General features: G+C 70.4%; 28 protein-coding genes. 22 read left to right on the top strand and 6 right to left on the bottom strand.

Translation table 11 applies throughout. From position 1 onward, the window contains the following. Positions 1–23: 23 nt before the first annotated feature. On the top strand, positions 24–539 hold the full coding sequence (locus VGB24_RS01060) for a DinB family protein (RefSeq protein ID WP_331071100.1): 516 nt from the start codon (positions 24–26) through the stop codon (positions 537–539). 247 nt (positions 540–786) lie between these two features. Further along, complete coding sequence (locus VGB24_RS01055) at positions 787–1,197, top strand: hypothetical protein (RefSeq protein ID WP_331071099.1); 411 nt, start codon at positions 787–789, stop codon at positions 1,195–1,197. Positions 1,198–1,309: 112 nt separating this feature from the next. Here the strand turns inward: VGB24_RS01055 and VGB24_RS01050 are convergent, their stop codons facing one another. The 3 genes from VGB24_RS01050 to VGB24_RS01040 all read right to left on the bottom strand — a co-directional run bounded on the left by VGB24_RS01050 (position 1,310) and on the right by VGB24_RS01040 (position 3,897). Beyond that, positions 1,310–2,890 carry an FAD-binding oxidoreductase gene (locus VGB24_RS01050; protein ID WP_331071098.1) on the bottom strand — a complete coding sequence of 527 codons (1,581 nt, stop codon included), beginning with the start codon at positions 2,888–2,890 and terminating at the stop codon, positions 1,310–1,312. Further along, positions 2,883–3,281 carry a CPCC family cysteine-rich protein gene (locus VGB24_RS01045; RefSeq protein ID WP_331071097.1) on the bottom strand — a complete coding sequence of 133 codons (399 nt, stop codon included), beginning with the start codon at positions 3,279–3,281 and terminating at the stop codon, positions 2,883–2,885. The genes VGB24_RS01050 and VGB24_RS01045 overlap by 8 nt, the downstream gene beginning before the upstream one ends. A gap of 175 nt (positions 3,282–3,456) precedes the next feature. Beyond that, positions 3,457–3,897: a transcriptional repressor gene (locus VGB24_RS01040; protein ID WP_331071096.1), complete on the bottom strand. Its 441-nt coding sequence runs from the start codon at positions 3,895–3,897 to the stop codon at positions 3,457–3,459. A 220-nt stretch (positions 3,898–4,117) separates the two neighbouring features. On the opposite strand from VGB24_RS01040, the gene VGB24_RS01035 reads away from it, so the two are divergent. Further along, positions 4,118–5,032, top strand: coding sequence for a hypothetical protein (locus VGB24_RS01035; RefSeq protein WP_331071095.1), 915 nt, complete (start codon positions 4,118–4,120; stop codon positions 5,030–5,032). 105 nt (positions 5,033–5,137) lie between these two features. On the opposite strand, the gene VGB24_RS01030 is transcribed toward VGB24_RS01035, so the two are convergent. Next, positions 5,138–5,707 (bottom strand): GNAT family N-acetyltransferase, encoded by a 570-nt coding sequence (locus tag VGB24_RS01030; protein ID WP_331071094.1) that lies wholly within the window; start codon positions 5,705–5,707, stop codon positions 5,138–5,140. A gap of 163 nt (positions 5,708–5,870) precedes the next feature. On the opposite strand from VGB24_RS01030, the gene VGB24_RS01025 reads away from it, so the two are divergent. The 9 genes from VGB24_RS01025 (at position 5,871) to rsmA (ending at position 13,565) form a co-directional block, all read left to right on the top strand. Further along, a complete protein-coding gene (locus VGB24_RS01025; protein WP_331071093.1) occupies positions 5,871–6,074 on the top strand; it encodes a hypothetical protein in 204 nt (67 codons plus the stop codon). Positions 6,075–6,143: 69 nt separating this feature from the next. Further along, complete coding sequence (gene recJ / locus VGB24_RS01020; protein ID WP_331071092.1) at positions 6,144–7,868, top strand: single-stranded-DNA-specific exonuclease RecJ; 1,725 nt, start codon at positions 6,144–6,146, stop codon at positions 7,866–7,868. A 172-nt stretch (positions 7,869–8,040) separates the two neighbouring features. Continuing rightward, on the top strand, positions 8,041–8,568 hold the full coding sequence (gene rsmD / locus VGB24_RS01015; RefSeq protein WP_414676688.1) for a 16S rRNA (guanine(966)-N(2))-methyltransferase RsmD: 528 nt from the start codon (positions 8,041–8,043) through the stop codon (positions 8,566–8,568). Further along, the gene (gene coaD, locus VGB24_RS01010; RefSeq protein ID WP_331021662.1) at positions 8,565–9,062 is read left to right on the top strand and encodes a pantetheine-phosphate adenylyltransferase; all 498 of its coding nucleotides are present in this window, start codon (positions 8,565–8,567) and stop codon (positions 9,060–9,062) included. The genes rsmD and coaD overlap by 4 nt, the downstream gene beginning before the upstream one ends. Continuing rightward, complete coding sequence (gene pta, locus VGB24_RS01005; protein WP_331071090.1) at positions 9,059–10,042, top strand: phosphate acetyltransferase; 984 nt, start codon at positions 9,059–9,061, stop codon at positions 10,040–10,042. Before coaD ends, pta begins: the two co-directional genes overlap by 4 nt. A gap of 152 nt (positions 10,043–10,194) precedes the next feature. After that, the gene (locus VGB24_RS01000; RefSeq protein ID WP_331021660.1) at positions 10,195–10,527 is read left to right on the top strand and encodes an STAS domain-containing protein; all 333 of its coding nucleotides are present in this window, start codon (positions 10,195–10,197) and stop codon (positions 10,525–10,527) included. A gap of 131 nt (positions 10,528–10,658) precedes the next feature. Continuing rightward, the gene (locus VGB24_RS00995; RefSeq protein ID WP_331071089.1) at positions 10,659–11,126 is read left to right on the top strand and encodes an ATP-binding protein; all 468 of its coding nucleotides are present in this window, start codon (positions 10,659–10,661) and stop codon (positions 11,124–11,126) included. A gap of 16 nt (positions 11,127–11,142) precedes the next feature. Then, on the top strand, positions 11,143–12,702 hold the full coding sequence (locus VGB24_RS00990) for a GAF domain-containing SpoIIE family protein phosphatase (protein ID WP_331071088.1): 1,560 nt from the start codon (positions 11,143–11,145) through the stop codon (positions 12,700–12,702). A 5-nt stretch (positions 12,703–12,707) separates the two neighbouring features. Continuing rightward, positions 12,708–13,565, top strand: a complete 858-nt coding sequence (rsmA, locus tag VGB24_RS00985) for a 16S rRNA (adenine(1518)-N(6)/adenine(1519)-N(6))-dimethyltransferase RsmA (RefSeq protein ID WP_331071087.1) — start codon at positions 12,708–12,710, stop codon at positions 13,563–13,565. A gap of 63 nt (positions 13,566–13,628) precedes the next feature. Here the strand turns inward: rsmA and VGB24_RS00980 are convergent, their stop codons facing one another. Together VGB24_RS00980 and VGB24_RS00975 are read right to left on the bottom strand one after the other, a co-directional pair. Continuing rightward, a complete protein-coding gene (locus VGB24_RS00980) occupies positions 13,629–13,829 on the bottom strand; it encodes a hypothetical protein (RefSeq protein WP_331071086.1) in 201 nt (66 codons plus the stop codon). A 3-nt stretch (positions 13,830–13,832) separates the two neighbouring features. Then, positions 13,833–14,276 carry a type II toxin-antitoxin system VapC family toxin gene (locus VGB24_RS00975; RefSeq protein WP_331071085.1) on the bottom strand — a complete coding sequence of 148 codons (444 nt, stop codon included), beginning with the start codon at positions 14,274–14,276 and terminating at the stop codon, positions 13,833–13,835. Between the two features lie 211 nt (positions 14,277–14,487). Between VGB24_RS00975 and VGB24_RS00970 the strand changes: the two genes are divergently transcribed. The 10 genes from VGB24_RS00970 to VGB24_RS00925 all read left to right on the top strand — a co-directional run bounded on the left by VGB24_RS00970 (position 14,488) and on the right by VGB24_RS00925 (position 22,103). Beyond that, positions 14,488–15,108 carry a redox-sensing transcriptional repressor Rex gene (locus VGB24_RS00970; RefSeq protein ID WP_331071084.1) on the top strand — a complete coding sequence of 207 codons (621 nt, stop codon included), beginning with the start codon at positions 14,488–14,490 and terminating at the stop codon, positions 15,106–15,108. A 5-nt stretch (positions 15,109–15,113) separates the two neighbouring features. After that, positions 15,114–15,368, top strand: coding sequence for a type II toxin-antitoxin system HicA family toxin (locus tag VGB24_RS00965; protein WP_331071083.1), 255 nt, complete (start codon positions 15,114–15,116; stop codon positions 15,366–15,368). After that, positions 15,365–15,607, top strand: coding sequence for a type II toxin-antitoxin system HicB family antitoxin (locus VGB24_RS00960; protein WP_331071082.1), 243 nt, complete (start codon positions 15,365–15,367; stop codon positions 15,605–15,607). Before VGB24_RS00965 ends, VGB24_RS00960 begins: the two co-directional genes overlap by 4 nt. A gap of 104 nt (positions 15,608–15,711) precedes the next feature. After that, a complete protein-coding gene (locus VGB24_RS00955; protein WP_331071081.1) occupies positions 15,712–16,971 on the top strand; it encodes an arginine deiminase family protein in 1,260 nt (419 codons plus the stop codon). Continuing rightward, entirely contained in the window at positions 16,968–17,849 is an 882-nt protein-coding gene (locus VGB24_RS00950) for a 3'-5' exonuclease (protein ID WP_331071080.1), read from the top strand. The genes VGB24_RS00955 and VGB24_RS00950 overlap by 4 nt, the downstream gene beginning before the upstream one ends. Beyond that, positions 17,846–18,760 (top strand): MBL fold metallo-hydrolase, encoded by a 915-nt coding sequence (locus VGB24_RS00945; protein ID WP_331071079.1) that lies wholly within the window; start codon positions 17,846–17,848, stop codon positions 18,758–18,760. Before VGB24_RS00950 ends, VGB24_RS00945 begins: the two co-directional genes overlap by 4 nt. 53 nt (positions 18,761–18,813) lie before the next feature. Next, on the top strand, positions 18,814–20,037 hold the full coding sequence (locus tag VGB24_RS00940; protein WP_331071078.1) for an acetyl-CoA C-acetyltransferase: 1,224 nt from the start codon (positions 18,814–18,816) through the stop codon (positions 20,035–20,037). A gap of 188 nt (positions 20,038–20,225) precedes the next feature. Further along, the gene (locus VGB24_RS00935; protein ID WP_331071077.1) at positions 20,226–20,798 is read left to right on the top strand and encodes a biotin transporter BioY; all 573 of its coding nucleotides are present in this window, start codon (positions 20,226–20,228) and stop codon (positions 20,796–20,798) included. A gap of 4 nt (positions 20,799–20,802) precedes the next feature. Then, positions 20,803–21,732 (top strand): CPBP family intramembrane glutamic endopeptidase, encoded by a 930-nt coding sequence (locus VGB24_RS00930; protein ID WP_331071076.1) that lies wholly within the window; start codon positions 20,803–20,805, stop codon positions 21,730–21,732. Then, positions 21,729–22,103, top strand: a complete 375-nt coding sequence (locus VGB24_RS00925; RefSeq protein ID WP_331071075.1) for a hypothetical protein — start codon at positions 21,729–21,731, stop codon at positions 22,101–22,103. Before VGB24_RS00930 ends, VGB24_RS00925 begins: the two co-directional genes overlap by 4 nt. Positions 22,104–22,107: the final 4 nt, after the last annotated feature.

The following is a 22,107-nucleotide window of genomic DNA, read 5'->3' as shown; positions in this document are numbered from 1 at the left end:
ACGATTGTGGAGAGAAACCGGGGATGACCAAGCCTGAAGCCTGGATGCGGGGACCCGTCGAAGGCGTGCATCCGCTGCTGATGCCGGCTGCCCATGCGCTGATCGGCGCGGCCGAGGACATGGAGGCGGCCGCGGTCGGCCTGTCGAACGACGAGCTGTGGGCGAAGCCCGGCGGGGCTGCGTCCGTGGGCTTTCACCTGGCGCACGCGGCGGGCAGCCTGGACCGGCTGCTCACCTACGCCCGTGGCGAGGCGCTGAGCGAGGAGCAGTTCGCGTATCTGCGCGCCGAGCAGGACCCGGGTGATCCGCCCCGCACGGCCGCGGACCTGGTGGGCGCGATGCACGCCGCGGTGGAACGGGCCCTGGCGCAGATCCGCGCCACGTCACCCGATACGCTGCTGGAGTTCCGCGGCGTGGGCCGGCAGCAGCTTCCCAGCAACGTCCTGGGCCTGCTGTTCCACGCGGCGGAGCACACGCAGCGCCATACCGGCCAGGTGATCACGACCGCCAGGATCGTCCGCGGGCTGGCAGGGCGCTGATCGCCGCCGGCCCCGCACGGGCGAATGAATTCGCTGCAACGACCTCACGGCGTGTTGGCCTACCCCGTCAGGAAGCGAGGCGGAGCGGGCGTAAACGTATGTGTCTGGCGCGGGATGATCGGGACGGGTACCTTCTTCCGCCGCCACACGGCCCGCGGTCACCCGACCCGGCTCACGCGCCGCGGCTCCGCATTCCAGGTGGTCGTTCATCCAGCCCGTCCATCACCCCCCAGCAGGAGAATCGAGCATGGCCCGCGCATTTAGCCGACGCGCCTTCCTGTCGTTCGCGATCTGTCTCGTACTCGCCGGCTGCGGCGGCGGGGATGGGCCCACCGAACCGACCCCCGCCGCGAAGACTTCCAAGCTGGACGGCACGTGGCGGGGAAAAGTCGACGGGGCGACTCTGTACCTGATTCTGGCGGAGAGCCCAAACGGAACCGTGGTGGGCGGCTTCGGCAACATTTCCGTGGTGCCCACCTTTCTGGAGCTGAGGGTAACGTCCAGCAGCTACACGCATCCGGACCTGTCCATGGTGCTCTCTTCGCCGGAGTACGCGCCCCTGAACTTCGGGGGCCAGCGCATGAGCGACAACGTGATCAAGGGCAAGGTGAGCGGATCGGGGTACCGCGACGTGTCGGTAACGCTTACCCGGGAGTAGACGGGAGAGGGGGCTCCCGCGGCATGCGATGCAGATCGTCGAACCTCGATCGAAGTTCTCCCCTCTCCGCACAGCGGTACCGTGCGGCGAGGGGCCGGGGGAGGGGCCGCCCTCAGTCCGCCAGGACTGGCGCGTACTTGATGGCGTCCAGCGGGCGCTGTCCGGGGAGGGGAAGGATGACGCCGGGGTTCAGGATGCCGCGCGGATCGAACGCGTCCTTTACCGCGCGGAAGAGGCTCACCATCTCCGCCCCCCAGATGGTTTCCAGCACGGGCGCACGCAGACGCCCATCGCCGTGCTCGCCGGCCATGGTGCCGCCCAGCAGCGCCACGCCCTCCGCCACCTCGTACACGATCGCCTCCGCCTCTTCGCGCCACCCGGGCTTCGCTACGTCCACCAGCGGGTTCACGTGCAGGTTGCCGTCGCCGGCGTGGCCGAAAATGACGGCGGGCAGCGCGTGCCGCTCCAGCACGGCCCTCAGCAGGCGGATGTAGTCGGGAAGGCGGTTCACCGGCACCACGCCGTCCTCGATGAACTGCATCGACACCCGCCCGCCGGCCATCCTGGCGATCAGCGGGCTGGCGGCGTGCCGGACGTGCCAGAACCGCTCCTGCTGCTGGGGATCCACTGCGAGGGAGACGCGGTGCGCCACGCCGGCCATCTCCGCGCGCACCCGCTCCAGGGCGTCCGCGACGGCCTCCACCCATTCGCCCTCCATCTCCACGAACAGGATGGCCTCCAGCCCTTCGCCGAGCGGGTAGCCGGGGTCCTCCCCCGAATCGCGCACCAGGTCGATGAACGTGCGGTCGACCATCTCGCAGGTGGCGGGGCCCAGTTCCAGGATGCGCAGCACGGCCGCGCCGGCGGCCTCAAGGTCCGTGAACTCCACCAGGGCCAGCCCCCGGTGCGCGGTGATGGGCTCCAGCCGGACCGTCGCGCCTACCACCAGCCCCAGCGTCCCCTCGCTGCCGACGAGCAGGTCCACCGGGTCGCCGGTCTGCAGGTACTCGCGCAACGCGTAGCCCGACGAGTTCTTGCGCACCCGCGGCCACGAGTGATCGATCCAGTCCCGATGCGGCCCGATCGCCTCGTCCACGCGGGCCAGGCGCACGCGGGCGTGCTCGTCGTCCGCGGGAACGCCGCGCGTCAGCGTCGACCGGGTGCCATCGTCCCAGACGACGTCCACGGACTGCACCCAGCGTCGCGTGGAGCCGTGGCGAACCGTGTGAGCGCCGCCGGAGTTGTTGGCGATCAGCCCGCCGATCGTGGCGCGTTCGGCGCTGGACGGGTCCACGGGAAAGTGCAGCCCGTGGCGGCTCGCGGCGGCGTTCACCGCCGCCAGCGTGGCGCCGGGCTGCACCTGGACCGTGCGCCGTTCGGTATCTACCGCTCCGACTCGCCGGAAGTGCGTCACCAGGTCCACCACCACACCCGGCCCGATGTTCCCGCCCGGCATCCCCGTTCCCGCCCCGCGCGGTACCACGGGCACGCCGTGGTCCCACGCCCAGCGCAGCAGGGCCGAGACGTCGTCCGCGTCCACCGGCACGGCGATGGCGGCGGGGGTGGAGCGCAGGATCCCTGCGTGCTCGGAGAACTCCGTGCGCCGCGCCTCCTCCACGCAGAACTCGCCGCGGAACGCGGGCGGAGGGTCGGCGGGGAGAGATACGCCAGCCGACACGAGGCGCTCACGCATCGAACGAGGGGAACAGGTGTGGATGCGCGGCCCGGAACGCGGCGCGGGCCTCGTTCAGGCTCTCGGAGTTGGCGCCGCCCCGGTACTCGGGGTCATCGGACTGCGCGCCGTCGTCCTCCCACCCGCAGGCGCGGCAGATCTCGTACGTGCCGCGCTCCGCTTCGGAGAGCGTATGGAATCCGCAGCAGGGGCAGGGGTGAAGTACGGGATCGACAGGGATGAGGAGCACCTGCCCGGAGCGAAACAGGGGCGGCCACCATACGCCGAAGTGCGGATGCAGGCACCGGAAGACGAGCGCGACTTCTTCGGGGTCGTCCGCGCGGGGCCGAACGCTTCCGATGGCCTGGATGGGCTCGTGGAAGCGCGGCGCGCCGGGAGGGCCGGCGGTCACGATCATACCAGGAGCGAGCTGGCCTGAAACGATCGACCCGTGTACGACCACGCAGCCACGTTCGGGGATGGCGAACGCGCCGCCGATCGCAAAACGCGCATCGGCCGTCATCCGCGCCCGAAACGAAAAACGCTCCCCGGCTGGGGAGCGTAGATCCGGCCAGCGGGGGGCGTCATCAGGCGCAGGCCTGGCACAGTCCCACGACTTCCACGCGGTAGCCCCGCACCTGGAACCCCGCTCCGGCGTCGATGTGGGGCAGCACTTCGTGGGGCTCGCCGGGCACGTCGCGCACCTGCCCGCACACCAGGCAGCGGGAGTGGTAGTGGTCGTCGGTGCGCGCGTCGTAGCGGGCGGAGCCGTCGCCGTACGTCAGCTTGACGGCGAGGCTGCAGCTCACCAGGGTTTCGAGCGCCTTGTAGACCGTCGCCAGCGAGATGTCGGTGATGTCGCCGCGCACGGCCGTGAACACCTCGTCCGCGGACGGATGGTCCGTGGTGCCTCGCAGAACGCGGTACACGGCGGCGCGCTGCTCCGTAAAGCGCTGGCCGTTGGCCTCGAGCGCCTCGCGAAGAACCGCGTCCAACTGGTCCGGCGACATGCGTGCGGTGATCGGCATCGGGTCCACTGCGAGAGGACGAAAGCGAAGGAGGTGAACAGAAGCGCCGCAAGGGCAAGGATTTCCCTCTATCCAAGCTAGGGATGGCGGGAGATGATGTCAACGGTCTGCGGCCGCGAAACTTGCGTACCGGGCACGGAGGATGCGAGGTTCGCGCGCGGAACGGCGGCAGTCCAAATCACGGAGAAGAGGAAACAAGGTGCGAGCACGGCGGGGAGCAATGCTGGTCTGCTGCGCGGCGATGGCCGCGGGCGCGTGCGAGGAGGCGCAGTCGGTTGAGGTTCAGCCGCTTCCGCCCCTGCAGCGCCCGTCGCCGGAGGCGCGCGCGGGGCTGCCGGAGGTACGCGGGCTGTGGCGGTTCGCGGGATTCGAGATCCCCGCCTCCGACACCACGCTGGTTCGCGAACGGGTGTATGCCCTGACGCCCCCGGGCGACTTCCAGATCGCCACCCAGCGGCTGGATTCCATCGCCGGGCAGTACCTGCGCGCCGGCGTGGCCTTTCCCATCGTGGGCGAGGTGCGCCGCGACAGCGCGGTCTCGCTGGTGCTGTTCAGCGGGGGGACGGGGCAGTTCGTGGCGGGCCACGTTCGGCGCGACACCCTGTGGGTGGAGCTGACCACCTTCCAGAGCGCGGTGGAAAGCTGGCCGCGGGGAACGCGCGCCGCGCTGGTGCGCCGGGTGAGCGGGCCGCCGTTCCGCCGGCTGCTGGGCGGCGCGCCCATCACCGTTCCGGTGGACTCCACGCGCCTGGACAGCCTGCGCATGGATTCCCTCCGCCGCGCGGGCGTGGTGGTGCCCCCGGCCGGAACGCAGCCCGCCCCCGGGCAGCCGATGCCCGGCGCGGTGCCACCGGCCATGCAGCCCGGGGTGCCGCCGGCCGCCCAGCCGCAGCGCCCGCCGGTCACGCAACCGCAGCGACCGCCCGCCACGCAGCCGCGCCCGCCCGCGGCCCAGCCCCGGCAGCCGGTTCAGCAGCGCCCGCCGGCGCAGCGGCCTCCGGCCCAGCGGCCGCCACCCGCGCCCACGCCGCGGGAAACGATCCCGGAGCCGCGCCCGGAAACACCGCCGCCCGCACCGCTGCCGCGCCCCAACGCGCCGCGCGACACCATCCGCTTTCCCGCGCCGCCCCGCTGAGGGCGATCCGAAACGCACTCACCCCCGAACGGTCATCCGCTCGGGGTGAGTTTTTTCACTCACGCACTCACGCACTCACGCACTTCCGCACTCACGCACTCCCCTTCACCACGGCCGCCAATCCGGGTTCGTCAAGCTCGTCCGCACGTGGTCTTCCCACTTTCCGTTCAGCAGCAGGTAGTCGCGCGCGAAGCCCTCCACCACGAACCCCAGGCGCCGCAGCAGGCCGCCGCTTCGTTCGTTGCGGGGCACGTAGTTGGCCTCGATGCGATGCAGGTTCTGCTCGCGGAACATGTATCCCAGAGCCGCCTCCAGTCCTTCGCGCATCATCCCGCGCCCCTCGTACGCCCTGTCCAGCCCGTAGCCCAGCACGCAGTAGTGCGCCGGCGCGCGAAAGATCTGCGTGAAGTTGGCGTTGCCGATCACTCGCTCCGGGTGGAAGCGGTCGAACAGGAACGTGCGCACGCTCTTTCCCTCGCGAAACTCCGCCGCGTTGGCGCGCACCTGCACGGCCCAGAACGCCTCGGTGTAGAACTCGGGCGCCATCAGCGGGCGCGAGGGCGCCAGGTGCTCCCGGTTGTCGACGAAGTAGCGGGCGATCGCGGGAACGTCGTCCGGCTGCGCCATGCGCACGATGACGCGGTCGGTGGTGAGGTTGGGTGGATCGAGCGTCATGGAAGTGCGTGAGTGCGTGAGTGCGTGAGTGCGTGAGTGCGGGGTACGAAACTAGGCGAGATCGGTGCCCGCGCCAGCACCGTCGACCCGGCCCGCCGTGGTCCGGGTTTCCTATTCCGTCTTCCCACGTCAGGCATGCCCGTTGCGCAGGGCCGGGCCGCACGTGCACCGAATCCCAACCACCGCGCCGGAGCAGACCAACGTGGCCGAAGACCGCAAGGAACCGCCGTTCCAGGGAGGGTCGCAGCCCGTCCCGCAGCAGAAGGACCCCGTGCCCGGCCCGGGGCGCAGCGTAGCCCAGGTGGCCACGCTCATCGTCTCCGTGCTGGTGGTGGCCGCCTCCGTGCTCTACTTCTTCGCGCACTAGCCCCGCACGCGCGGTGGCGGACCGTGAATCGGGTTGCGTGGTCGGCGTGCACGCGGCTAGCTTTTTACAATGTCAGCCGTCCTTGCCGCGCGCCGCTGGGTCTTTTCTCCCTCGCCAGACGCGGCCGCCGTCGACCGTCTCTGCCGCGAGCTTCGCCTTCCGGCGCCGCTCTGCCGCCTGCTCGTGCTTCGCGGGCACGGCGAGGTGGATGCGGCCCGCGGTTTTCTGCGCCCCACGCCGGGGCACATCCACGCCCCCACTGCCCTGGCCGGCATCGGCGACGCCGTCGCGCGGCTGAAGAAGGCGATCGACGGGCGCGAGATCATCCTGGTTCACGGCGACTACGACGTCGACGGCATCTGCGCCACGGCACTCTACGTCCGCGCCCTGCGGATGATGGGCGCCGTGGCGCTTCCGTTCGTCCCGCACCGCATCCAGGACGGCTACGACCTCTCGGACGCCGGCATCCGCGCCGCCGCCGAGATGGGCGCCACGTTGATCCTCACGGGCGACTGCGGGATCGTGGCGCACGCGTCCATCGACCGCGCCCGGGCCGCGGGAATCGACGTCATCGTCACCGACCATCACACCCCCGGACCTACCCTTCCCGCAGCGGTCGCCGCGGTGAACCCCAACCGGGTGGACTGCGGATATCCCGACAAGGGCCTCGCGGGGGTGGGCGTGGCGTGGAAGGTGTGCTGCGCGCTGGCGGGCGAGACCGGCTACCCCGTCGAGAAGCTCTTCAGCTTCCTGGATCTGGTGGCCATCGCCACCATCGCCGACGTGGCGCCGCTGGCGGGAGAGAACCGCGCGCTGGTGCGCTGGGGGCTCAAGGTACTGCGCGAAACGCCCAACCCGGGCCTCCGCGCCCTGCTGCGGGTGACGGGGCTGATGGACAAGGGCGAGATCACCTCCACCCAGGTGGCCTTCCAGCTGGCTCCCCGCATCAACGCCGTGGGGCGGATGGGCGAGGCGCAGCGCGGCGTGAAGCTGCTGCTGACCGACGATCCGCGAGAGGCCGACGAGATCGCTCAGTCGCTGGAGTCCGACAACCGGTGGCGCCAGTCGGTGGAAGGCGAGACGCTCAAGCAGGCGATGGCGGCCCTCGAGTTCGGGTACGATCCGGACCGCCAGTACGGCGTGGTGCTGGCGCACGACGGCTGGCACCCGGGCGTCATCGGCATCGTGGCGTCTCGGCTGGTGGAGCGCCTCCACCGGCCCGTCGTGATGATCGCGCTGGACGAGCACGGCGAAGGGAAGGGAAGCGCCCGGTCCATCTCGCGCTTTCACCTGTACGACGCCATGCGCGCCTGCGGCCACCACCTGGAGCGCTTCGGCGGCCACCGCGTGGCGGCCGGGTGCACCATCCGCCGCGAGAACGTCGACGCTTTCCGCGAAGCCTTCAACGACGTCGCGCGCGCCGCGCTCACGGAAGACGACCTGGTTCCCGAGGTGCGCATCGACCTGGAGATGGAGCTGCGCCACGCGGACCTGGACCTCGTCCGCATGCTCAAGCACGCGGGCCCCTTCGGCGCGGGGAACGCCACGCCGGTGTTCGCGGCGCGCGGCGTGGCGGTCGTGGACCAGAAGGTGGTCGGGAAGGGGCACCTGAAGCTCACGCTGGGCGCCTACGGGGCGAAGCTCGACGCCATCGGCTTCAACATGGCGGACCGGTGCGAGGAGCCGGGCTTCGGCGCGTCGCTGCTGGACGTGGCGTTCAAGCTGGAGGAAAACCACTACAACGGCCAGACGCGCGTGCAGGCCAAGCTCGTGGACCTCCGCCCGTCGGAATAGCGCGGTCGAAGTTCCCCCTCTCCCAGCGCAGTTTGCCGGGGGAGGGGATGGGGGAGGGGCCCTCCCGCGGAATGCGAAGAGTCCTATCGACTCCCAGTCGAAGTTCCCCCCTCTCCCGCGCGGTTTGCGGGGGAGGGGCCGGGGGAGGGGGAACCACAACCAGCGGGTGCCGGTGAGGATCGTCGCGGGGGAGTGGGGCGGGCGGCGCATCGCGGCGCCGCCGGGGCGGGCCACGCGGCCCACGACGGACCGCGTACGCGAGGCGTGGATGTCCGTCGTGGCGCCGTACCTGCCCGGCGCCCGCGTCCTGGACCTGTTCGCCGGCTCCGGCGCGCTGGGGCTGGAAGCGCTTTCCCGCGGCGCCGAGCACGCCGCCTTCGTGGAACAGGGCGCGCCCGCGCTCAAGGTGCTGCGCGACAACGTCGCCGCCCTGGACGCCGCCGGCCGCGTCGAGATCGTAAAGGCCGACGCGGTGAAGTACGTTGCGGGCCTCGACGCCGGCGCCTTCGACGTGGCTTTCGCCGACCCGCCGTACGGCCAGGGATTCGCGGAGGCCATCGTGCGGGCCTTCGACGCGACGCCATTCGCGGGGCTGCTCTGCGTGGAGCACGGCCGCGACGACGAGTTGCCCGAACTTCCCGGCGCGCGCACCCGCCGCTACGGCGACACCCAGCTCACCTTCATCCCGGCGCCCGAATGAGCGCAGAGCGCATCGCGGTCTGTCCCGGATCGTTCGATCCCGTCACCCTGGGCCACGAAGACATCATCCGCCGCAGCTTTCGCTTCGCGGACCGGGTGATCGTCGCCGTGGCCTACAGCGCCACGCAGGTGAAGAGCGGGATGTTCAGCGTCGAGGAGCGCGTGGAGATGATCCGCGACACCTTCGCCGACGAGCCGCGCGTGCAGCCCATGGCCTTCCAGGGGCTGCTGGTGGATTTCGCCAAGTCGCAGGGCGCCACCATCATCGTGCGCGGGCTGCGGGCCGTCTCGGACTTCGAGTACGAGTTCCAGATGGCCCTGATGAACCGCAAGCTGTGGGAGGCGATGGAAACCGTGTTCCTGGCGCCGGACCTGGAGCACTCGTACCTCTCGTCCTCGCTCGTGCGGCAGATCGCCTCGCTGGGCGGCGACGTCACCCCGTTCGTCTCCCCCGCCGTGCTCCGCCGGCTGACGGAGCGCTTCGGGGCGCGATGAGCTTCCTGGATTCCGTTCACGCCAGGGCGCGGGCCAATCCGCGCCGTATCATGCTCCCCGAGGGCGCGGACGAGCGCACGCTGGTGGCCGCCGCCCGGCTGCACGCGGACGGCCTCGCGCGCCCGCTCGTCGTGGGCGGACCGGAGATCACCGCGGAGCTGAGGCGGATCGGGGCGGGGGAGGTGGAGGTGCTCGATCCGGCGGGGGACGCGCGCCGGCCCCTGCTGGCCGCGCTCCTCTTCGAACGCCGCCGCGCGAAGGGGATGACGGAGGAGGATGCCCATCGTCTCGCCGCCGATCCCCTGCTGTTCGGCGCGCTCCTCGTCGCCGCGGGCGAGGCGGATGGATGCGTCGCGGGGGCGGTGAGCACCACGGCGGACGTCATGCGCGCCGCCATCTGGGCGATCGGCCCGGCGCCGGGGATCCGCACGGTTTCCTCCACCTTCTACATGGTGGTGCCCCCGTTCCGCGGGGCGGACGAAGAGGTGCTCAGCTACTCCGACGCCGCCGTCGTCCCGGATCCCACGGCCGAGCAGCTGGCCGACATCGCCGTCGCGGCGGCGGACGCACGGCGGAAGGTGGTGGGCGACGATCCGCGCGTGGCCTTCCTGTCGTATTCCACCAGGGGCAGCGCGGCGGGGCCGTCCATCGACAAGGTGCGCCGGGCGCTGGAGATCTTCCGCGAGAAGGCGCCCGGCATCCCCGCGGACGGCGAGCTGCAGGCCGACGCGGCGTTGATCGAGTCCGTGGGCGCGCGCAAGTCGCCGGGGTCCGCCGTGGCCGGACGGGCGAACGTGCTGGTCTTTCCGGACCTGGACGCCGGGAACATCGCCTACAAGCTCACGCAGCGGCTTGCCCATGCCGAGGCGGTCGGCCCCATCGTGCAGGGGCTGGCGAAGCCGTGCAACGACCTTTCACGGGGCGCCACGCCGGCCGACATCGTCAACGTGGCCTGCATCACCGGCCTGCTGGCGGGGTGACGCTTATTGCGCAAGCGCGCCCGGCGCCCTACCGTGTGCTCCGGAAAGCGGGAGGGCCGGGGCCGGCCTCCGCGTTTTGGGCCGGAGGTGGCACATCGCTTGCCCCGGCATGCCCAGGGTGTTTTACCCGGAACCGTGGATACCGAGGAGTCATGAGCTTCCACACGAGCAAGAACAATGGTGTGGTGGTGGTCGATGTGGATGGGCAGCTCATCGTGGGCAACCGCCAGGAGCTGAAGCAGAAGGTGCTCGACGAGCTGGAAGGCGGGGAGCGCAAGTTTCTCATCGACTTCTCCAACACCGGCTACATCGATTCGTCCGGCCTGGGCGTGCTCGTGAGCCTGTCGAAGAAGATCCGCGAGCAGGGCGGCGAGCTGCGGCTGGCCAACCTGAACGAGGACCTGCGGACGCTGTTCGAGCTCACCAAGCTCGACACGCTGTTCAACATCGCAGACACTCGCGAAGCGGCCCTCACGGGCTTCTGATCCGGCCCACACTGCAACGGTCCGGCGGCCGTTCCGGGCGGGTGCCCGGCGCGGCCCGCCGCGTTTGCCCATGACGACCAGGCCACGGCGGGCCATGCACCGCTCCGCGCAGGCAAAGGTGCGCTAGGCACATGGCGAAACCCGACATCGGCGGCGCTCCGCCCGAGCAGAGCGTGTTCGTGCTGGAGCTGCCCAGCGACCCGCGGGTCATCGAGGGAGCCGTAGGCTACCTCTCCGACCGGCTGCGGGCCTACGACTTCGACGGCTCGCGGCTGACCCTCAACTTTCGCGTGGGGATGGCCGAGGTGCTGGCCAACGCCATGATCTATGGCAACGGCAGCGACCCCGACAAGCGCGTGCGGGTAGAGGTCGAGCTGTCTCGCGACGCGGTGTCCGTCCAGGTGCAGGACGAGGGCACCGGGTTCGACCCCGGCCACGTGCCCGACCCCACCCTCCCCGAAAACCTCGACCTCTGCGGCGGCCGCGGGATCTTCCTGATCCGCACGCTGATGGACGAGGTGCGCTACAACGACGCGGGCAACTGCGTTCGCCTGGTGCTGCGCCGCGACGAGTCGCGGCGCCGCGCCTCGGGCGAGTGAACTCCTGTCGATCCCGGTGACTACGGCCGCCCCCAGCCCTCCCCGCCTTCCCGCTTCCGCGCGCGGCGTGCTCGACGACTTCCGTCGGGCATTCGGCGAAGCCGCGCTCGTCTGGCAGCGCACGGGCGACGGCTGGGATCCGGCGGGCGCTCACCCCGCCGCGCACGGCCGCTCCGCCGACGGAGCCGCGGAGGTGCCCGGGACGGCGCTGCGCGTGGAGATTCGCGACGGCTCGGCGGAGGACTCGGCGGCCGCGGCGCGGTTCCTGGGCGCCATGCTGGCGCGCGCGGCGAAGCACGAGGACGAGATCCGCTCGTTCAGCCGCGAGATCGGCGAGCGCTACGAAGAGATCACGCTGCTGTACTCCATCAGCGAGATCCTGGGCTCCATCATCTCGCTGGAGAACGCCGCGCGCACCATCCTGGGCGAGGTGGCCAGCGTCCTCAGCGCCCGGCGCGCCGCCCTGTGGGTGCACGACCGCGACACGGGAATGATCCGGCTGGCGGCGGTTGTGGGCGGCGAAGGGCACTCCGAGCCGGTGGCGGTCGACGACCCGTGCTCCATCACCGCGGCCGTCTTCCGCGAGGGGCGCCACGTGCTCTTGGGCCCCGGCGAGGAGTACCAGCGCGAAGACTGCACGAGCGGCGCGCGGCAGCGGGGCTCGTTCCTGTCCGTTCCCGTCAGCTACACTCCGCCGGAGGGCGAAACCCGCGCGGTGGGGGTCATCAACCTGATCGGGCGCGAAACCAACGAGGGCTTTTCGGCCGGCGACCTGAAGCTGCTCTCGGCGATCGCCAGCCAGATCGGCGCCGCGGTCGAGAACAACCGGCTGATCGCCGAATCGTTGATCCAGCAGCGGCTGGCGCGCGAACTGGAGCTGGCGCACGACCTTCAGCTGAAGCTGCTTCCTCCGCTGGAGCAGTTCCGCGGCTACGCCGAGGTGGCCGCGCGATGCGTGCCCGCCGAGTCGGTGGGGGGCGACTTCTACCACCTGTTCCGGCTTCCGAACAACCGGCTGGGGGTGCTGATCGGCGACGTCAGCAGCCACGGCTTCGGCGCGGCGCTGATCATGGCGCTCACCATCAGCGCCGTGGCCATCCACGCCTCCGAGGGCGACGCCCCGTCCGAGGTGCTTCACCGCACCCACCGCGCGGTGATCGACGAGCTGGAAAACACCGAGATGTACCTGACGCTGGTGTACGCGGTGATCGATCCCGCCGCCGGCACGCTCACCTACTCCAACGCGGGCCACGGCCACGCGTTCCGCATCCTGGCCAGCGGCGAGGCCCAGCGGCTGGCCGCCACCGACCCGCCGTTCGGCATCGTCGACCGCGACACCTACGCCGAGACGACGGTGGACTGGGTGAGCGGCGAAGACCTTCTCTTTCTCTTCACCGACGGCCTTTCCGACGCGCTGGACGCGGGCGAGATCGAGGGCGAGCGGGTGCTGCTGGAGGTGGCGACCGACATGCGCCGCGAGCCCCCCGAGCAGATCTGCGCGCGCCTGTTCGACCGCGCGGGCGAGGCCACGCACATTCCGCCCGACGACCGCACCGCCGTCGTCGTCCGCTTCTGAGCGCCATGCCGCGCGATCCCTCGGCCCCCCACCGCGCCAAGCGGTCGCTGGGGCAGAACTTCCTGGTCGACCCCAACATTCAGCGGAAGATCGTCGACGCCCTTCGCCCGTCGCTGGACGACGAGGTGATGGAGATCGGGCCGGGCCGGATGGCGCTCACGCAGCACCTGGCCGGGCGCGTGGGCCGGCTGGTGCTGGTGGAGCTGGACAACGCGCTCGCGGCGCGCCTGCAGGAGCGCTTCGCGGGCGACCCGTCGGTGGAGATCGTGCACGAAGACGTGCTGCAGGTGCCGCTGGAGCGCATCTCGGCGGACCCCGCGCGGCTGAAGGTGATCGGCAACATCCCATACAACATCACCACGCCCATCATCTTCGGGCTGCTGGAGCGGCGGCCGCGGCCCGCCGAGATCGTAGTGATGATCCAGCGCGAGGTGGCGGATCGCATTCTGGCGCCGCCGGGAGGAAAGACCTATGGCGCGTTGGCCGTAGGCGTTCGCGCCGTGGCGAAGGTGGAGCGCGTACTGAACGTCAGCCGCGAGGCGTTTCGCCCGGCGCCCGACGTGATGTCGACGGTCATCCGCATCGTGCCGCTCAACCCGCCGCCGCTGACGGAGGACGACGAGGCCGCGCTCCGGGTGCTCACCCGGGCCGCGTTCGGCCAGAGGCGCAAGCAGTTCCAGCGCATCCTCCGCGACGCGTACGGCCTCTCTCCCGAGCAGGTGCAGAAGCTGGAGGGGGAGACGGGGATGGACCTGACGGCGCGCCCGGAATCGTTCGCCCCCGAGCGCTTCATCGACCTCGCCCGCGCGCTGCGGTCGGCGGGCCACGAGTCGAAAACCGCGCCCGGCGGCGGTCCCGACTGAAAGCGGGGCTGGAAAAACGAAGGGCGCCTCGCGAGAGGCGCCCTTCGTCCACATGGCCAGGTGTCACGCGGCGTCCGTCCGGGCCGTTTCATGCTGGGGTGCACTCCGGCGGAACGGCGTCGAGATGATGACGCGGCCTCGCTGGCGCTCGACCTCCGTCAACTCCCGGAGGTGTTCGCAGTAGGCGTGTAGATCGTTGTTGAACCCCGCCATGATCTCTCGCCTGGCGCGGTGCACCTCCTCCACGATCGGATCCTCGTGCATGGTTCACCTCTCCATCATGGATGCTGGGGTGGTGAGCAGCGGCGCCGTGTAGCCCAGATCACCACAGAACCTCTGGAAGCGCGGAACCAGTTTGGGATTCGCGATGTGCTTGCGATCCCACGTCAGGACGTACGCTACTCCGTACACCGCGGCAACGGCGACGTGCAGGGCGTCGGAGCGCGCGTGCACCGGGAGCGGTACCTGGCGCAAGAGCACCCCGGCGAGCACCTCTACCTCGCCAGTCACCTGTAGAAGCGGCACACGGTCAAGGTAGCTGCGCCTCCTCCTGGCGAACTCCGCATCGCCCAGCGCCGCTTCGTCGAGAACCGTCGGCGAGGCCACGAGAACATGCTCGTTCCGCCGCGTGTCCCACCACTCGCGCGTGATCTGCTGGTTGCGTGCCGTGATCGGGTCGCGGCTGGGGAGCGCGGCGAGGTAGCTGATCACGCTCGTCTCCAAGTATAGCGTCGGCTTGTCCATTTGCAAAGCATAACCGTTCACTCCGCGCGGCGGGAGGTGGGGCGGAAAACTGGTCGCGCCTGTGGCTCATTCGGCGCGCGCGTTGACGCTTCGCAGCCTCGCGCCTATCTTGTGAACGATTTCACAAGCTGGGCGCCGGGAAGGATGGGCGCCTGCCGTCGCGGGCTGCGTCACGCGCATGAAGAAGATTTCCGAGTCGGCCGTGCGCCGGCTTTCGCTGTACCTCCGCCTGCTGCAGGAAGCCGATGCCGCGGGCGCCGAAACCATCTCCAGCGGCCAGCTGGCCGAACGGGGCGGCACAACCAGCGCACAGGTGCGTAAGGACCTGTCGCTGTTCGGCTCGTTCGGCAAGCGGGGACTGGGCTATTCGGTTCAGGAACTGCTGGGCCGCATCCGCGAGATCCTGGGGCTGCAGAAGACCTGGCGCGTGGCCCTGGTGGGCGCGGGCAAGCTGGGCTCCGCCCTGTTCTCGTACCGCGACTTCGAGGCGCGCGGCTTTCACATTCGTGCCGTGTTCGATTCCGATCCGCGCAAGGTGGGCACCACCTGGGGCGGGCTGACGGTGTGCGCCGACGAGGAGATGGAGCGCACGCTGGCCGACGAGCAGGTGGACATGGCCATCCTGGCCGTGCCGGCCGACGCGGCGCAGCAGGTCGCCGACCGGATCGTGGCGGCGGGGGTGCGCGGCATCCTGAACTTCGCCCCCGTGCGCCTGAAGGTGCCCCGGGGCGTGGCGCTGAAGAACGTGGACGTGACGCTGGAGCTCGAAGGCCTCTCGTTCGCCCTCAACCCCCGTTAGATTGGATGAGCAACCGGCACAAGCGTACGCTGGACGCGATCTTCTCGGATCCGGTTTCCGCCAGCATCGTGTGGGCGGATGTGGAACGCATGCTGGTGCATTACGGTGCGGTCGTCTCGGAGCGGGCCGGATCGCGGGTGGCGGTGCGCCTTGGTCTTCGGGTTGCAGTGTTCCATCGCCCGCATCCGCAAAAAGAGGCGAAGAAGTCTACGATCAGGGACGTTCGCGAGTTCCTCACCACGGCAGGGCTCACGCCATGAACTACAAGGGATACATCGCCCGCGTGCTGTACGACGGGGAAGAAAAGGTCCTGCGCGGCCGGGTTGCCGGGATCGACGACGTCGTGACATTCGAAGCCACGAGCGTCGACGAGCTCGAACGGGAGTTCCATGTGTCGGTGGAGGAGTACCTGGCTTTTTGCGCCGAGCAGCGCCTGGATCCGCAGGAGCCTCGTCCCAATCCCTCGAGAATGGTGGATTCGGAGCGCCTGGCGTCCTGACGTTGACGCCGCCTTCACTGGCCCGCACAACCGCCCCGATTGCGCCTGCGCGGGGGCGCGGTGCGTTGCCCGCACTCCGCCGCCCGGCTATACTTTCCGGTCATATGACCGACCAAACATCTGGAAGGCCCACCGTACGCGTCACGTCGGAAATCGGCGCGCTCCGCACCGTGATCTGCCACACGCCGGGTCCCGAACTGCTCGCGGTAACGCCCAGCAACCGCGAGCAGTACCTGCACGACGACATCATCCACCTCCGGCAGGCACAGTCGGAGCACGCCCAGTTTCGCGCCATTCTTGCGCGGTTCTGCGACGTGCTGCAGGTGCGCGACCTGCTGGCCGAGATCGTCGACCGGGAAGAGGTGCGCCGGTTCCTGGTCAACCAGGTGATGGAGGTGGCGCCTTCTGAGCCGCTGGGGGGCGAGCTGTACGAAATTCCCGGCGACCAGCTGATCCGCCGGTTCATCGAGGGGAAGGAGGCGCCCCGGGGGCCCATCTCCCAGCTGCTTCACAAGGTGAGCTACGAGCTGCCGCCCCTTCCCAACCTCTTCTTCACCCGCGACGCCGCCATGGTGGTGAACGACGGCGTGATCATCGGGGCGATGAGATACGCGGTGCGGTGGACGGAAGAGCTGCTGATGAAGGCCCTTTTCCTGTACCACCCGCTGCTGGGCAACGGCGGCTTCATCTACGACGGCACCGAGGAGCGCCGCAGCGATTACACCATCGAGGGGGGCGACGTGCTGGTCCTTCGCCCCGACCTGGCGATGGTCGGCCTTTCGGAGCGCAGCAGCCCCGCCGCCATCGAGGGGCTGGTGGAGGGGCTGAAGGAGAAGGCGGGGATCGATCACGTGGTGGTGGTGGTGCTGCCGGCCGAAAGCCCGGCCATTCACCTGGACATGATCTTCACCATGATCGACCGGACGCACTGCGTGGTGTATCCCCCGTACTTCTTCGGGCCGCAGCGGCTTCCCGCGCTGCACTACCGGCCGGGCGGGCAGGGGGTGAAGGCGCACGACGGCATCTTCAGCGCCCTCAAGCAGGTGGGCGTGGAGCTGGAGCCCGTCTGGTGCGGCGGAACCCACCCCACCCTCCAGGAGCGCGAGCAGTGGAGCAGCGGGTGCAACTTCGTCGCGGTGCGGCCCGGCATCGTCGTGGGCTACGCACGGAACGAGGGCACCATGCGCGAGCTGCAGGACAAGGCGGGATACCGCATCGTGGACGCGACCGACTTCCTCGCCGGCAAGGCGGAGGTGCGCGAGGGCGACAGGGCCGTGATCGCCTTCGAAGGCTCCGAGCTGGTCCGCGGGGGCGGCGGCGGCCGGTGCATGACCATGCCTGTTTGCCGAGACGACATCTGGTGATCGACATCGCAATTCCGCTGGACGGCGTTCGCCTGGAGCGCGACGGCTCGCTGACGCAGCGGGCCCTGCGGGTGCTGGCGTCCGAGCCCCTTTCCAGTGCCGACGTGGCGCAGCGCGTCCTGGGCATCACCGGCGGCGCGGGCGCGGCGGCCGCGGCCGTGTTCGCCCTGCTGGGCAGCGACCCGCGCTTCCGCGTTTCCGCGCAGGGCGTCTGGTCGCTCGCCGTGTCAGAGCCGGCGCCGGGGCCCGCCCGGAGGCTGCGCGACGAGCCGTTCGTGGTGGTGGACGTGGAGACCACCGGCGGCTCGCCCAAGCAGGGCCACCGCGTCACCGAGGTGGCGGCGGTACGCGTGGCGGGCGGGCAGATCCGCGACACCTTCTGCACCCTGGTCAATCCCGAGCGGCCCATCCCGGGGATGATCTCGTCGCTGACGGGCATCACCAACGCCATGGTGGCCGGCCAGCCGCGGTTCGCCCAGGTGGCGCCGGAGGTGTCGCGGGCGCTGGACGGGTGCGTGTTCGTGGCCCACAACGCCGCGTTCGACTGGCGCTTCATCTGCCACGAGCTGAGCATGTGCACGGGGATGACCCTCTCCGGCCGGCAGCTGTGCACAGTACGCTTGGCGCGAAAGCTCCTTCCGCAGCTTCCCTCGCGCTCGCTTGACGGGCTGGCGCTGTTCTTCGGGCTGGAGATCGAGTCGCGCCACCGTGCGCTGGACGACGCCCTGGCCACCGCGCGCGTGCTGATCCACTTCATCGACATGCTCGACGAGCAGGGCGTGGCGGACTGGGCGGGACTGCAGGCGGTGCTGGGCAAGCGCAAGCCGCGCGCGCCGCGGAAGAAGAAGAGGATGCCGCAGTCGATGGAGGTGGCGTGACGCAGGTTCCCGATCGCTCCGCGGCGCTGCCGCTGGTGCAGAGCCGCAAGCTGGGCGCGTTCACCCTGCACGCCATCGAGAGCGGCCTGCAGCGGCTGGATGGCGGCGCCATGTTCGGGGTGGTGCCCAAGCCCCTGTGGGAGCGGCGGATTCCGGCGGACGAGCGCAACCGCATTCCGCTGGGCCTGCGCTGCCTTCTCGTCGAGACGCCCGACGAGCTGGTGCTGATCGAGACGGGGCTGGGCAACAAGGAAAACGAGAAGTTCCGCGACATCTACGGCGTCGACAACGCGGCCTCGGATCCCGCCCACCCGGACCGGCTGCACGAGGCGCTCGCGTCGCTGGGCTTCGCCGCGGACGACGTCGGCATCGTCATCGACACGCACCTGCACTTCGACCACGCGGGAGGGAACACCTACCGTGACGGCGAGGGGCAGGTGCGCGTTTCGTTCCCCCGCGCCCGCTACCACGTGCAGCGCGGCGAGTGGGAATGGGCGCACCAGGCCAACGAGCGAACCTCGGCCAGCTACCTGCCCGACAACTACGAGCCGGTGATGGCGGCGGGGCTGCTGCACCTGGTGGACGGAAACGTGCAGATCGCGCCCGGCCTTTCGGTGTATCGTACGCCGGGCCACTGCCCCCACCACCAGTCGGTGCTCATCCGGTCGGAGGGGGAAACGGCGTGTTTCCTGGCGGACGTGATCCCCACCTTCGCGCACCTGCCGCTGCCGTGGATCATGGGCTACGACGTGGAGCCGCTGGTGACGCTGGAAAGCAAGCGTGCCCTGCTGTCGCGCGCCGTGGACGAGCGGTGGCTGCTGGTGTCGACGCACGACCCGTTCGTGCCGTGGGGCCATCCGGTGGCGGAGGGGAAGGGCGTTCGGCTGGAGGAAGTAGGAGGCAGTGCGTGAGTGCGTGAGTGCGGAACTCCAGGCAGGTCCATCATCAAACGCTCGAGGACGAAATGATCGATATCGCACGTGATCCCCGTACCACCCCCGTGATCGTGAGCGCGGTGCGCACGCCCATCGGCAAGTTCCTGGGCGCCCTGGCGTCGCTTTCCGCGCCCGAGCTGGGCGCCATCGCCCTGCGCGAGGCCGTTGCGCGGTCGGGGATCGACGCGCAGGACATCGCCGAGGTCATCATGGGCAACGTGGTGCAGGGCGGGGTGGGGCAGGCGCCCGCCCGCCAGGCCGCCATCAAGGCCGGCCTGCCGGACCAGGTCTCCGCGCTCACCATCAACAAGGTGTGCGGCTCCGGGCTCAAAGCGGTGATGCTGGCGGCGCAGTCCATCCGCGCCGGCGACAGCCAGGTGATCCTGGCGGGCGGGCAGGAGTCCATGAGCAACGCCCCGTTCTACGTCTACGGGATGCGGCACGGCGTGAAGTTCGGCGACCAGACGATGGTGGACGGGCTGGTGCGCGACGGCCTGTGGTGCTCGTTCTGCGAGGTGCACATGGGCGGGCATGCCGAGTACACCGCCAAGAAGGCTTCCATCAGCCGCCAGATGGCGGACGAGTTCTCGGTGCAGTCGCACCAGAAGGCCGTCGCGGCGCAGCAGGCCGGCAAGTTCAAGGAAGAGATCGTCCCGGTGGAGATCGCCGGCCGCAAGGGCACCACGGTCGTAGATGCGGACGAGGGCCCGCGCGCCGACAGCTCGGTCGATTCGCTCGGCAAGCTGAAGCCCGCCTTCCGCGAGCACGCGCCCAAGGACGTGACGGACCCCGTCGTCACCGCCGGCAACGCCTCGTCCATGAACGACGGCGCCTCAGCCGTGGTGGTGGTCAGCGAGGAGTACGCGCGCGCCCACGGGCTGACCATCCTGGCCCGCATCGCCGCGTACTCGACGGGTGCCGTGGAGCCCAAGGAGCTGTTCTTCGCGCCGATCGAGGCCGTGAAGAAGCTGATGAAGAAGCAGGGAAGCCAGATCAGCGACTACGACCTGATCGAGGCCAACGAGGCGTTCGCCGTGCAGGCGCTGGCGGATGGCGCGGGCCTGGGCTGGGACTGGGACCGCGTGAACGTGAACGGCGGCGCCGTGGCGCTGGGCCACCCCATCGGCGCGTCGGGCGCTCGCGTGCTGACCACGCTGCTGCACGCCATGATCGACCGCGACGTCTCCACCGGCCTGGCCACGCTCTGCCTGGGCGGCGGCGACGCCGTGGCGCTCTCCGTCGAGCGCGTCTGACCTTAGGGGCTTCGGTCCGCGCGGGCCGAAGCCCGTTGGGGTTTTGCACCTGCAGCCAGCCGTAGCGGGATCGAATTCTCCCTTTCCCCCGCTTGCGGGGGAGAGGGCTGCCGCGGCATGGGCCGGGCCCGTTCGAAGCTCCTCGGACCGTACGCCACGAACCACGCACCACACCTGAGCCGACACGCATGACGACCAACCGCTTCACCCTGACCCAGCCGGCCGCCGCCGGCCTCGTTCCCTCCCGCACGGCGCGCCGGGTGATCGGCGTCGTCGCGCTCGCCGCGGCCACGGCCGTCGGCGCCCGCATCTCGGTGCTCATCCCGGGAACGCCGGTGCCCTTCACCTTCCAGCCGCTGTTCGTGATCCTCGCCGGCGTGCTCCTGGGCTCGCGCCTGGGCGCGGCCAGCCAGGCGCTGTACCTGGCCGCGGGGATCGCCGGGCTGCCGGTGTTCGTCGCGGGCGGCGGCGCGGCGTACCTGCTCGGTCCCACCGGCGGCTACCTGATGGCGTATCCCTTGGCCGCGTTCCTCGCCGGGATGTGGGCCGACCGCTCCACCCTGCGGACGCTCGCTGGCTTGCTGCTGGGCCTGGCCACGATCTACGCCGGCGGGCTCGCCTGGCTGTCGGCCGTCGGCGACGTGAACGTGGCCGTCGCGCTGGGTCTGCGTCCCTTCGTACTGATGGACCTGGTGAAGGTGGCCATGGTGCTGGCGATCGCGCGGCGCATCGGTGGGCGGACGCGCGCGCGGGTCGCCTGAGCGGATGACGGAGGCGTCCGCCCCGCGCACGACGGTCCAGATACTCTTCCAGGGTCCGTACGGGCTGCGCGCGGGGTGGCGGCTCGTGCTGTACCTGCTGCTCTTCGTGGTCGCGTCCGGCGGCCTGAGCGTCGCCGTAGCGGCGGTGGGGCTGTCGCGGAGCATGCTAGCCACGACCTCCGCCGCGCTTTTCGGCGCGTTGGTTGCGGGGTGGGTGATGGTCCGGGTCATCGACCAGCGGCCCGTGGGAGCGCTCGGCTTCGCCGCCGAGCCCGCCGGGCTGAGGGATTCCGCTTTCGGAACACTGGCCGGCGGCGCCATGTTGGGCGCCGCCGTCGTTTTGCTTGCGGTGGCGGGTACGGCCCGGTGGGTTGCCGAACCGGGCACGGTGTCCGAATATGTCGCCGCCCTGGGACGGGCGCTGGTCTTCTTCTGGGTGGCGGCCGCGCTGGAAGAGGTGCTCTTCCGGGGCTACCCGTTCCAGGTGCTGGTGCAGGGAATCGGGGTCTGGCCCACGCTGCTGGCGACCTCGGCGCTGTTCACCTACGTGCATCGCAACAATCCAGGAATCACGCCGTTTGCTCTGGCGAACATCTTCCTGGCCGGGTTCATGCTTGGCGTCGCCTACCTTCGCACCCGGTCGTTGTGGTTCGCCACGGCGGTGCACATGGGGTGGAACTGGGCGATGTCGGGGCTGCTGGACTTTCCCGTCAGCGGCCTGCGCCCCTTCGACGCGCCGTACTACGACGCGCACGAGACGGGCGCCGACTGGTGGACAGGCGGTGCCTTTGGCCCGGAGGCGGGGGTGGCGGCGACGGTGACTCTCGCGCTGGGCACCGCGTGGCTGATGCGGACGCGGTGGATCGGCGAGAGCGCGCGGATGCGCGACCTGCGGCCGCTGGTGGACGCGCGCATCGGCGAGGGGTGGCGGTGAGCCCCGCGCAGCGGTTCTGGGCGAGCGCGGCGGCCGTCGCCATCGTGTTCCCCGCGCTGGTGCCCGTGCTCTTTCCCTTCCGCGCGCTGGGGATGGACCGGGCGCTGGAGCGGGACCACGTGTGGCTGCTGATGGTGTTCACGGCCGGCGTGATGATGGTGCTGTTCGGCGCCAGCGGGCTGATCGCCGGAAAGCGGTCCGTCGGCGTGAGGGACGTGGTGGATGCGGGCGGTGTTCGGCAGGCGCTGGACCGGGCCTCCGAGCGCGAGGAGCGCCGCGCCGACTACACCCACAACGCCGCGGTGTGGACCATCGTCACCGGCGCCATGCTGCTGGCGGCGTACATCGTCCTCTGGGTGGCGCTGCGCTGAATCG

It is taken from the genome of Longimicrobium sp. (assembly GCF_036399935.1).
Lineage (GTDB): Bacteria > Gemmatimonadota > Gemmatimonadetes > Longimicrobiales > Longimicrobiaceae > Longimicrobium.
This window is presented reverse-complemented; position numbering and strand designations above follow the sequence as displayed.